Raw genomic sequence first — 9804 nt, forward strand, 5'->3', positions numbered from 1 at the left:
CCGTTGATGATTTGAATGGAGAGGGAAGCAAAATGAAAAAACAACTTTGTGGTTGGCTACTGGCGCTCTGGGCGGGTTTGATGAGCATGCAGGCCAGTGCCGAGGAACTGAAATCCTTGCGCGGCAGCGAAGCGGTTAAGGGCGATGTGCCATCGGAAAACTACCGTTACGAGCGCGACAAACCAGCGCAGCAGCGGCAGTATGTGCAACAGCCTCCGCTGATTCCGCACACCACCAAAGGTTACATGATTACCAAAGAATTTAATAAATGTCTGGATTGTCATGGCTGGAGTCGTGCTACCGAAACTGGTGCGCCGCGTGTTTCGGTTACACACTTTAAAACGCGTGAAGGGGGGGAATTGAGCAATATCTCGCCGCGCCGCTATTTCTGTGTGCAGTGCCATGTGCCGCAAACCGATGCCAAACCGCTGGTGGGCAACCAGTTCAAGCCGGCTGACGGTTTGATTAAATAAGGGGCGGATAATGGGAAAATTAACCGATACATGGCGCAAAGTGCGTGCGATCCGCCTGGGTTTCTGGGGGCTGATCGGCATGTTTGCGCTGGGCATTCTGTTCTGGGGTGGTTTTAACACCGCGCTGGAACTGACTAATACCGAAAAATTCTGCCTGTCCTGTCACGAAATGGCGGACAACGTGTATCCGGAATATCAGCAAACCGTGCATTACACCAACCGCTCCGGCGTGCGGGCCACCTGTCCGGATTGCCATGTGCCGCATGAATGGGGCCCGAAGATGATCCGTAAAATTCAGGCTTCACGCGAAGTCTGGGGCAAGCTAACCGGCACCATCGATACCCGAGACAAGTTTCTGGCCAAGCGCCAGCAACTAGCCGAGCACGAACAGGCACGGATGAAAGCCAATGATTCGCAGGAGTGCCGCAACTGTCACAACTACGAATACTTCGACTATATGGAGCAAAATCGCCGTTCCGCCACCATGCACCAGAAAGGCTTGAGCAGCGGTATGACCTGTATCGACTGTCATAAAGGGATTGCCCATCATTTGCCCAATGTTCAACAGCATGTCGGCGCACCGAAAGAAGGGATTGCCCCCGAGCTGATGCACCCCGCCAACCCGAATGCCAGCAATGCCGCCAGTATTGTGTCGGATGACGCTGCAGGGATTGAATAACCAGAGTATAGCCTTGTAGATATTAATATTAATAAGCTACAAGGCTATACCCATTATTGCCAACCAAAGATAATGCCATGTTGCAAGACCGTTTTGGACGTACGATTGATTATCTGCGCCTGTCGGTGACAGACCGTTGCGATCTGCGCTGCAGCTATTGTCTGCCGGCGCGCTTCAAGGGTTTTGAAGAGCCGGCGCACTGGCTCAGCTTTGCCGAAATCCGGCGGGTGGTCGCTGCGTTTGCTGCGCTGGGCGTGCGCCGTGTCCGTCTGACCGGCGGCGAGCCGCTGTTGCGTAAAGATCTACCCCAACTGGCAGCCAGCCTGTCGGCGCTGGGGCTGGATGATTTATCGCTATCGACCAATGCCACGCAGTTGCTGCGTTTCGCACCGGCGCTCAAGCAAGCCGGCGTAACACGGGTGAATGTCAGTCTGGACAGTCTGGATCGGGCCTGTCTGGCGGGAATTACCGGACGGGATGCGCATACCGCAATTTTTGCCGGCATTATGGCGGCCAAAGCGGCGGAGCTAACCCCGCTCAAGCTGAATATGGTGGCCATGCGTGGCGTGAACGAGCAGGACATTATCCCCATGGCCGAATTTGCCATGCAGCATAGCTTTATTTTGCGGCTGATCGAAGCCATGCCGATGGGGGCGAGTGGCCGCAATACTGCGTTTCTGGATCTGGGGCCGGTGCGCGAAATGCTGGTGCAGCGCTTTGCCCTGCAGCCGGAGGTTATCGAATTGGGCGGCGGCCCCGCCCGTTACTGGAAAACGCCGGATGGTTTGGGACGCATCGGTTTTATCACGCCGATGTCGCAACATTTCTGCGCCAGTTGCAACCGTGTACGGCTGACGGTGGATGGCACGCTGCATCTGTGTCTGGGGCAGGAACACAGTGTGGCCTTGCGTCCGTTGCTGCGGCAGGGCATTAGCGATGAGGCATTGCAGCAGGTGATTCGCGAGGCTATCGAACTGAAGCCCGAGCGCCACGAATTTAACGAAGCCCCGCAGAAAATCATCCGTTTTATGTCGCAGACTGGGGGCTAGATGATGCAGCCTCAGTGGATTTTTGGCCTGACTGGCCGCTCCGGCATGGGCAAAACGACACTGCTGCTGGCTTTGCTGGCCGAGTTGCGCCAGCGGGGATTAACAGTGAACGCCATCAAGCATTCCCACCATGATCTGCAGCTGGAACCACCGGATAAAGACAGTGCGCGGATGCGGGCCGCGGGCGCACAGGAAGTACTGGTGGCCTCGCCGTATCGGTATGCCATCGTACATGAACTCCACGGCGCGGCCGAACCGACGCTGGCTGAGCAGGTGGCGCGGCTGGTGCCGGCCGATTTGACGCTGGTGGAGGGCTTTAAGCGCGAACCTCACCCTAAAATCGAAGTTTGGCGTGCCGCCAGCGGGCAAGCCCCTTTATATCCGGAGGATCCGGCGATTCTGGCCGTGGCCAGTGATGCCCCCGTATCAGGCCGGTACTGGCTGGATCTGAATCAGCCTGCCCGGATCGCCGACTATATTCTGCAAATTTTGGATATTCAAACATGCTAACCGTTTCTGCCGCACTGGATGCGCTCAAGCAACAGGTACGCCTTAATCCGCGTATTCAAACCCTGTCTTTAGACGAAGCGCTGGGCTACACACTGGCCAGTGCGGTGATTTCCTCACTGGCTGTTCCTGATTTTGATAATAGCGCAATGGATGGGTATGTCCTTGCAGTAGATGATATCAATAAGCTGGATAGCTATACCCTTGTGCAACGGATTGCTGCGGGTGAAACGGGCAGGGCGCTGATGGCGGGTGAAGCCGCTCGTATCTTTACCGGCGCGCCAATTCCACCCGGTGGCAATACCGTGGTGATGCAGGAAGATTGCACGGTAGTCGAAGGCTGTTTACAGATTCAGGGTCGATTAACGCTTGGGCAGCATATCCGTCGCCGTGGCGAAGATGTCCAAGCGGGGCGGGAAATTTTGCCGGCAGGTTGCCGGCTGGGCGCAGCCGAACTGGGCTTGCTGGCGGCCATCGGTGTTGCCCATGTTGCAGTGCGCGCGCCTTTGCGGGTGGCGCTGCTGTCCACCGGCAAAGAGCTGGTCGAACCCGGGCAGCCGCTGGGCGCGGGGCAAATTTACAACAGCAACCGCTATGCAATCGGTGCGCTGCTGCGCGAAGCGGGTTGCAGCGTCAGCGATTTCGGTATCGTGGCCGATATGCTGGCTGATACGCGGGCAGCCCTGCAGGCCGCCGCGCAGGATCACGATGTGGTGGTGAGTAGCGGCGGCGTGTCGGTGGGTGAAGAAGATCACGTCAAGGCGGCCGTCAGCGAACTGGGCGAGCTGGCTTTATGGAAAATCGCCATGAAGCCGGGCAAGCCGTTTGCTTTTGGCCGGATCGGCGAAGCCGACTTTATTGGGCTACCCGGCAATCCGGTATCGAGTTTTGTGACCTTTCAGTTGCTGGTGCGGCCTTTTCTGGCTGCGCGGCAAGGGGGGCAGTATCAAGCCCTGTGGCTTGAACTCCCTGCGGGCTTTAGCTTGGCCAAGGCCGGGCAGCGGGATGAGTATCTGCGTGTACGCATTGAAAATAATGCACTTCAGCCGTATACCAATCAAAGCTCTGCCGTGCTGACTTCCGCGGTATGGGCCGATGGATTAGCGCTGCTGCCCGCAGGGCAAACGGTGAAGCCCGGTGATGTGCTGCGTTATTGGCCCCTGCGTGGCTGGAGAAGTGTATGAAAATTGAGGTGCTCTATTTTGCCCGTTTGCGCAGCGAGCTGGGCTGTCAGCAAGAAACGCTGGAACTGGCAGCGGGCCAGACGGTGCAAGACTTGCTAGCCTTGCTGGTGGCGCGTGGCGGAGCTTGGGCCGGTGAGCTGGGCGGCAGTCGCGTATTCCGCGTGGCCATTAATCAGGAGCTGGCACAGATGAGCGATGGGATTCCCGATCTGGCCGAAGTGGCGATTTTCCCGCCAGTGACCGGAGGCTAAATGACAGCGATCTCCATCTCGGTGCGCGAGGCCGACTTCGACCTGGGGCAGGAATATGCCGAACTGATTGCCAATGATACCCAGTATGGGGCTGTTGCTGTCTTTGTCGGGCGGGTGCGTGAAGGGGTATCGGGCCATAATCTAATCCAATCGATGACTTTAGAGTATTACCCTGCAATGACCGAAAAGTCCCTGCACCAGATTGCCGCACAGGCCGCAGCACGCTGGCCGCTGGCGGCGGTGCGCATTATTCACCGGGTTGGCCGTCTTTTGCCCGGCGAGCAAATCGTACTGGTACTGACTTTAAGTGCGCACCGTCAGGCTGCTTACGACGCTAACCGCTTTGTGATGGATTATCTTAAAACCATCGCGCCATTCTGGAAGTACGAAGAAGGCGAAACCGGCGGGCAGTGGGTCGATGCGCGTGAAGCCGACCAGCAGGCCCGTCAACGCTGGGAGAATATCGAATGAAAGTGAGCGCACTGATTCTGGCCGGCGGGCAGGGTAGCCGCCTTGGGGGCATTGATAAGGGCTTGCTGCGTCTGTGTGGGCGCAGTCTGGTGGAGTGGTGCCGTGAAGCCTTATTACTGCAAAGCCGTCCGGCCGATGAGTTGTGGCTGTCGGCCAATCGCAATTTTGATGAATATCACCGGCTGGGTTTTGCCCATATCGTGCATGATCAGTCACCGGATTTTAAAGGACCACTGGCCGGCATCGAAGCCGGCCTGCAGGCTGTAGGCACCGATCTCTTGCTGGTTATCCCTTGCGATGTCCCTGTGCTACCCGACAATCTACTGGAAAAACTACTGGAAAAGCTGGAGTCCGGTGCGCAGGCCGCCGTCGCTTGCTCGGATGTGCTGCATCCGGCCATCTGCCTGTTACGCCAGTCCGTGTTGCCGGTAGTGACTCACCGGCTGGAAACCGGCCAGCTGCGTTTGCGCGATTTCCTCGATGCTATTGATGCAGCCGAAGTTCAGTTTCCGGCGGGCAGCTTTCCCAATCTGAATCAGCGCGAAGATATGGCCCCCATGGAACAAAGGCTACAGGCGCAGCACGATGGGATTCTCACCCACTTCGACCGGCAAGGCGCGGCGCATATGGTAGACGTCGGGCATAAGATGGAATCCCATCGTAAAGCCCGGGCCGTCGGTGAAATCCGCATGCAACCGGCCACGCTGGAGATGATTAACAGTGGCCAGCATAAAAAAGGCGATGTGCTGGGCATTGCCCATGTCGCGGCCATTATGGCCAGCAAACGCACGGCCGATCTGATCCCTTTATGCCACCCGCTGGCGCTGACCCATGTGGGGGCCGAGTTTGTTACGGATGAGGCACAAAGCCGCATAGAATGCCGGGTGACCTGCGAAACCGTTGGTAAAACTGGCGTAGAAATGGAAGCCCTCACCGCCCTGAGCGTGGCACTACTAACGATTTACGATATGTGCAAAGCTGTCGATCGGGGCATGGTGATTGGCAATATTCATCTGCAGGAAAAACGTGGCGGCAAATCGGGCCACTGGCAAGCCGGACAAGCCTGAGCGCGAATGGCCATATGCCCGCCCGCTGTGGCGGATCAAACTTTTGGGGTAAGACGTGATGGATGTTGTGCGTATTGGTCTGGTGGCGACTTCGGATCGGGCCAGTGTGGGAATCTATGAGGACGAAGGCATTCCCGCTTTGCGTGACTGGCTACAGAAGGCCTTGCTGAATACCTGTGAGTTTGAAGAGCGCCTGATTCCCGACGAGCAGGCCCAGATCGAAGCCACGCTCCGCGAGCTGGTCGATGAGTGTGGCTGTGATCTGGTTCTGACCACCGGTGGCACCGGGCCGGCCCTGCGCGATGTCACGCCGGATGCCACGCAGGCGGTGGCGGACCGGTTGATGCCCGGCTTTGGCGAACAAATGCGGCAGATCAGCCTGAATTTTGTACCGACCGCGATACTGAGCCGGCAAATTGGCGCGATTCGGGGGCGGTGCCTGATGCTCAATCTACCCGGGCAGCCCAAATCCATTCAGGAAACGCTGGAGGGGGTGCGTGACGACAAAGGCCAATTGCAGATTAAAGGCATCTTTGCCGCCGTGCCCTATTGCATCCAGCTAATGGAAGGCCCCTACCTAGAAACCCGCTCTGAAATCATCCCCGCTTTTCGGCCGAAATCGGCAATACGGTCAACCGAATGAATCAGCGGCCACTTTCGTTTAAGTGTCCACTCAAAACGTCTTGCACAAAGCCGAAGGCAGTGTACGCATACGGCGTGGCAAGGAAGCGTCAGAACTTTTGCCGTACTACTTCACCATTTCACTAGCAAATAGAGTCCACATAACATGAGCATTAGCCACATTCTGCAAACCCAGCACCGCCATTGCGACGAAACACTAGCCCGAGCCGAAACGGCCGCTCGAGCGGGTCGGTGGCCTGACTGTATAACCGCCACCGATGAATTTTGCCAGCAGACCATCAAGCACTTCGCTCTTGAGGAAAATGAACTGTTTCCGGCTTTTGAAGCGGCCAGCGGCATGGTCGGCGGGCCGACGCAGGTGATGCGCATGGAGCATGCCCAAGCGCGTGATCTGATGAGCGGTTTGCAGGAGGCAGCACAAAACCTCGATGCTGACGACTTTACCGGTTGCGCTGAAACGCTGCTGATTTTGCTGCAGCAACACAATATGAAAGAAGAGAATATCCTCTATCCGATGTGTGATCGCACCATCCCCGAATTTGCGGATCGCTTGGCATGAGTGTGCTGGATCTGCGTGGGCTGGCGCCGCCAGAACCGCTGGAGCGCATTCTGCACTGGCTGGATTCGGCTGGTGCCGGTGAGCAACTCATCGTACACCTGCCGCATGTGCCTTATCCGCTTTACGATCATTTACGCCTGCGCCCCTGTCATTGGCAATGCGTCGAGCAGTCCGATAACTCAACCATTGTGACGATCTGGCGGGATGCGTAAAGCGGTAAACTCTTTGTGGTGGCGAGCTTGCCCATGCTCCGCAACGAAGTACGGCCAGCAAGGTTAAAAGCATGTTCAATCCAGAATTCAGTTTGCCGGTGGCTTTGCCCATGCGGTTTTTCCGTATGGCTCCGCTATGGCTAGCGATCACGGCTTTGGCCGGCTTCGGGTTGGATGGCAGCGACTGGCATAACCGCTATAATCCGGCACTGCTCGCTATGACCCATCTACTCATGTTGGGCTTTGCCGGCAATATTATGCTGGGGGCTTTGCTGCAGGTATCGGCCGTGGTAGCGGGCGTGCGGGCGAAACAGTCGCTACGCTGGGGTATGGCGCTGTGGGGTGGCTTGCAGCTGGGTACGGCGCTGCTGGCAGTCGGACTGTGGACCATGCAGCCCTTGTTGTTGCAAGGCGCAGCGGGTGTGTTGGGGTTAAGTCTATTCCCGCTGACGATCTGGCTGCTAAGCGCACTATTTCGTAGTAGAGCCCGCGATGCCACGAGCCGGGGGCTGCGCTATGCCACGTTGGCGCTCGCTTTAACCGTTACGGCAGGTATTGCACTTGTGCTCTTGTTAACAATGGGCTGGATGCCGATACCCTTGCCCGATTTGTTGCGCGCCCATGTGCTGCTCGGTATTATTGGCTGGGTGTCGGGCTTGCTGTTGGCTGTGGCGTTGACGGTGGTTCCCATGTTTTTGGTCACGCAGTCGTGGCCGGACTGGCTGGGGCGATGGCTACTACCGGCTCTGCTGGTACTGACATTCCTGGCCGCACTGGATGCGCGGTCACTGATCATATTGCCCTTGCCGCTACTGATCTGGGTGGTGGCATTATTGCGGCAACTACGCACCAGTCAGCGCAAAGCTGATCCTGCCCGCTACTTATGGGCTTGGGGTGGCTTGAATCTGCTGTTGCCCCTGTTGATTGTGCCATGGCTGGATGCATTGCCCGAGAGTATCCCTGTCGGCCTAGCCGGCCATTGGCTACTGGCTGGCCTGTTGCCTGTGTTTACCGCCATGCTAGCCAAAATCATTCCTTTCCTGCTATGGATGGATTACCGCCTGCGGGTGCCTACGGGCGGCAAGTTACGACATATGGGGCAGATTTTCCCTGAACGCTGGCTGCGTCGCTTAAGCTGGCTGGCGCTATCCATGGGTATAAGCTGGTGGCTTTTTTATTTATTGGCCTACATCATGATACCTGTAGTATTGCTAGTCTACGCACTGGCACTGGGCTATTGCTTGCAACGTAGCGTAGTGGCTGCTGGTTCTGTCGCATTAACTTCGTGAGTGTCGCTTAGCAGTAACTGTAGAAAAACTATGGCAGGTAAAACGACGCGGTTCAAAACAGGGTGACAGTTTTCTCTCGGAGTTACTTGCTTAGCTTCTGTCGCATTAACTTCATATAGGCGAGCTTGGCCTGTGACCTCCTCCCGAAAAATGGTAGCGGTGGAAAGTAGAGATTTCTGGCAAATTTAACCTTATCCGGGTAGGAGATTTGTCATGAAAAAATCGAAGTTCACAGAAGAACAGATCGCTTTCGCCTTGCGCCAAGTGGAGTCGGGTACGACTGCCGGGGAGGTTTGCCGTAAGATGGGCGTCTCCGAGGCGACTTTCTACAACTGGAAGAAGAAATACGGTGGCCTGGGCGTCAGCGAACTACGTCGCCTGAAGCAACTGGAAGAAGAGAACGCCCGACTCAAGCGCATGGTTGCGGATCTGAGCCTGGATAAGCAGATGCTGCAGGAAGTCATCCAAAAAAAGCTGTGAAGCCGGCTAGCAAACGCGAGCTGGCTAATTTCCTGATTGGCGCGTATCGCGTCAGTATCAGGCGTGCCACGGCCGTCATTCAGCTGCGGCAAGCGACGTACTTTTATCGTCCCCACCCTCGTGACGATCGTGTCGAGCGGCAGCGCATTCGGGAAATTGTAGCCACGCGCATTCGCTATGGAGCGCGCCGCATCCATGTTCTACTGCAACGCGAAGGCTGGCTGATCAATCACAAGAAGACCTACCGGATTTATTGCGAGGAGGGGCTGAACCTGCGACGCAAGCGTCCAAGGCGGCGCGTGGCTGCGGCCCATCGCGTGGCACGGCCGACCGTCTCTAGTTTGAATGCGTGCTGGAGCATGGATTTCGTCGCCGATCAGCTGTTTAATGGCCAGCGGATCCGGGCCTTAACTGTAGTGGATAATTTTAGTCGGGAAAGCTTGGCGATCACGGTAGACTTCGCCCTAAAGGCCGAGGATGTCGTCACGACGATGCGGCATGTGCAAGCTTTACGTGGTACGTCCCAGCGGATTCAGGTGGACAACGGCAGTGAATTTATTTCTCTGGCGCAGGATCAATGGGCCTATGAACAAAGTGTGATGCTGGACTTCTCGCGACCAGGAAAACCCACGGATAATCCCTTTATCGAGTCGTTTAATGGCAGCTTGCGGGATGAGTGCCTGAACGTACATTGGTTTCTGTCATTGGATGATGCTCGTGACAAGATCGAACGATGGCGACAGGATTACAATGAGTTTAGGCCGCATAGCTCGCTGGGCGATCGGACTCCCAGCGAGTTCCGGTTCGCGCACCTTGAAGCCCGGGATCTCTAAGTCAGACCGCTCGGTTTGTAGGGAGGAGGTCATTATCGCCGTGTTCGGCGCTGGGAACATGAAGACACGCTGGAAGCGATGCAAAAAAGATTAGATACACAGCCTGAC

General features: G+C 56.6%; 13 protein-coding genes and 1 pseudogene. All 14 read left to right on the plus strand.

Annotation, left to right across the window (positions count from 1 at the left end; genetic code table 11):
- Positions 1-32: 32 nt before the first annotated feature.
- Entirely contained in the window at positions 33-473 is a 441-nt protein-coding gene (locus L991_RS13020; protein WP_047396256.1) for a nitrate reductase cytochrome c-type subunit, read from the plus strand.
- 10 nt (positions 474-483) lie between these two features.
- Positions 484-1152 (plus strand): NapC/NirT family cytochrome c, encoded by a 669-nt coding sequence (locus L991_RS13025; protein WP_052190870.1) that lies wholly within the window; start codon positions 484-486, stop codon positions 1150-1152.
- Positions 1153-1229: 77 nt separating this feature from the next.
- On the plus strand, positions 1230-2201 hold the full coding sequence (gene moaA / locus L991_RS13030) for a GTP 3',8-cyclase MoaA (protein ID WP_052190876.1): 972 nt from the start codon (positions 1230-1232) through the stop codon (positions 2199-2201).
- On the plus strand, positions 2202-2711 hold the full coding sequence (gene mobB, locus L991_RS13035) for a molybdopterin-guanine dinucleotide biosynthesis protein B (RefSeq protein ID WP_197053889.1): 510 nt from the start codon (positions 2202-2204) through the stop codon (positions 2709-2711).
- Positions 2705-3892, plus strand: a complete 1188-nt coding sequence (gene glp, locus L991_RS13040) for a gephyrin-like molybdotransferase Glp (protein ID WP_047396262.1) — start codon at positions 2705-2707, stop codon at positions 3890-3892. Before mobB ends, glp begins: the two co-directional genes overlap by 7 nt.
- Positions 3889-4143: a molybdopterin converting factor subunit 1 gene (gene moaD / locus L991_RS13045; RefSeq protein ID WP_047396265.1), complete on the plus strand. Its 255-nt coding sequence runs from the start codon at positions 3889-3891 to the stop codon at positions 4141-4143. Before glp ends, moaD begins: the two co-directional genes overlap by 4 nt.
- Entirely contained in the window at positions 4144-4614 is a 471-nt protein-coding gene (locus L991_RS13050) for a molybdenum cofactor biosynthesis protein MoaE (RefSeq protein WP_197053890.1), read from the plus strand.
- Positions 4611-5153: pseudogene (gene mobA, locus L991_RS17805) on the plus strand (molybdenum cofactor guanylyltransferase MobA); the annotation flags it as partial. The gene L991_RS13050 and the pseudogene mobA, both read left to right, overlap by 4 nt.
- Before the next feature lie 18 nt (positions 5154-5171).
- Positions 5172-5681 carry a cyclic pyranopterin monophosphate synthase MoaC gene (moaC, locus tag L991_RS17810; protein ID WP_052190877.1) on the plus strand — a complete coding sequence of 170 codons (510 nt, stop codon included), beginning with the start codon at positions 5172-5174 and terminating at the stop codon, positions 5679-5681.
- 58 nt (positions 5682-5739) lie between these two features.
- Entirely contained in the window at positions 5740-6324 is a 585-nt protein-coding gene (gene mog / locus L991_RS13060) for a molybdopterin adenylyltransferase (protein ID WP_047396269.1), read from the plus strand.
- Between the two features lie 144 nt (positions 6325-6468).
- Positions 6469-6882, plus strand: a complete 414-nt coding sequence (locus tag L991_RS13065) for a hemerythrin domain-containing protein (RefSeq protein ID WP_052190871.1) — start codon at positions 6469-6471, stop codon at positions 6880-6882.
- Positions 6879-7094, plus strand: coding sequence for a DUF2249 domain-containing protein (locus L991_RS13070; RefSeq protein WP_047396271.1), 216 nt, complete (start codon positions 6879-6881; stop codon positions 7092-7094). Before L991_RS13065 ends, L991_RS13070 begins: the two co-directional genes overlap by 4 nt.
- A 71-nt stretch (positions 7095-7165) precedes the next feature.
- On the plus strand, positions 7166-8383 hold the full coding sequence (locus L991_RS13075; protein WP_047396274.1) for a hypothetical protein: 1218 nt from the start codon (positions 7166-7168) through the stop codon (positions 8381-8383).
- Positions 8384-8596: 213 nt separating this feature from the next.
- A protein-coding gene (locus L991_RS13085; RefSeq protein ID WP_156129080.1) for an IS3 family transposase occupies positions 8597-9696 on the plus strand; the annotation gives its coding sequence in 2 pieces (ribosomal slippage) (positions 8597-8858 and positions 8858-9696; 1101 coding nt in all).
- The last annotated feature ends 108 nt before the right edge of the window (positions 9697-9804 follow it).

Source organism: Chitinibacter sp. ZOR0017, assembly GCF_000799095.1.
Classification (GTDB): Bacteria; Pseudomonadota; Gammaproteobacteria; order Burkholderiales; family Chitinibacteraceae; genus Chitinibacter; species Chitinibacter tainanensis.

Bases quoted from the DNA above. Each gene is read 5' to 3' on its own strand.
- L991_RS13020 (WP_047396256.1), top strand. From the start codon at position 33: ATGAAAAAACAACTTTGTGGTTGGCTACTGGCGCTCTGGGCGGGTTTG.
- L991_RS13025 (WP_052190870.1), top strand. From the start codon at position 484: ATGGGAAAATTAACCGATACATGGCGCAAAGTGCGTGCGATCCGCCTG.
- moaA (WP_052190876.1), top strand. From the start codon at position 1,230: ATGTTGCAAGACCGTTTTGGACGTACGATTGATTATCTGCGCCTGTCG.
- mobB (WP_197053889.1), top strand. From the start codon at position 2,202: ATGATGCAGCCTCAGTGGATTTTTGGCCTGACTGGCCGCTCCGGCATG.
- glp (WP_047396262.1), top strand. From the start codon at position 2,705: ATGCTAACCGTTTCTGCCGCACTGGATGCGCTCAAGCAACAGGTACGC.
- moaD (WP_047396265.1), top strand. From the start codon at position 3,889: ATGAAAATTGAGGTGCTCTATTTTGCCCGTTTGCGCAGCGAGCTGGGC.
- L991_RS13050 (WP_197053890.1), top strand. From the start codon at position 4,144: ATGACAGCGATCTCCATCTCGGTGCGCGAGGCCGACTTCGACCTGGGG.
- moaC (WP_052190877.1), top strand. From the start codon at position 5,172: ATGGAACAAAGGCTACAGGCGCAGCACGATGGGATTCTCACCCACTTC.
- mog (WP_047396269.1), top strand. From the start codon at position 5,740: ATGGATGTTGTGCGTATTGGTCTGGTGGCGACTTCGGATCGGGCCAGT.
- L991_RS13065 (WP_052190871.1), top strand. From the start codon at position 6,469: ATGAGCATTAGCCACATTCTGCAAACCCAGCACCGCCATTGCGACGAA.
- L991_RS13070 (WP_047396271.1), top strand. From the start codon at position 6,879: ATGAGTGTGCTGGATCTGCGTGGGCTGGCGCCGCCAGAACCGCTGGAG.
- L991_RS13075 (WP_047396274.1), top strand. From the start codon at position 7,166: ATGTTCAATCCAGAATTCAGTTTGCCGGTGGCTTTGCCCATGCGGTTT.